Origin of the sequence: Yokenella regensburgei ATCC 49455 (assembly GCF_000735455.1) — a bacterium.
GTDB lineage: Bacteria > Pseudomonadota > Gammaproteobacteria > Enterobacterales > Enterobacteriaceae > Yokenella > Yokenella regensburgei.
In genome coordinates, this window is the sequence record NZ_JMPS01000058.1 from 1 (window position 1) to 281 (window position 281).

1 pseudogene is annotated in these 281 nt (G+C 54.4%); it reads left to right on the forward strand.

From position 1 onward, the window contains the following. Positions 1 to 281: pseudogene (locus GYRE_RS14350) on the forward strand (MFS transporter); the annotation flags it as partial.

The window sequence follows — 281 nt, forward strand, 5'->3', positions numbered from 1 at the left end:
CGCTGATTGTCGGTTCATTGTTGCTGGCAGGTACCAGTTGGGCGTTCTACCATCTGGTGGGTATGCATCCGGAACAGTTAGTGTTGCTCTACGGTCTGGTTGGGTTGTGCGTCGGCGTAGTCGGGGCCGTTCCATATGTTATGGTTCGGGCCTTTCCGGCGGAAGTTCGTTTTAGCGGAATCTCTTTTTCTTACAATCTCTCCTACGCCATTTTTGGCGGCCTGACACCGATTGTCGTGACGGTAATGATGGGCGTGTCGCCGCTGGCACCGTCCTGGTAT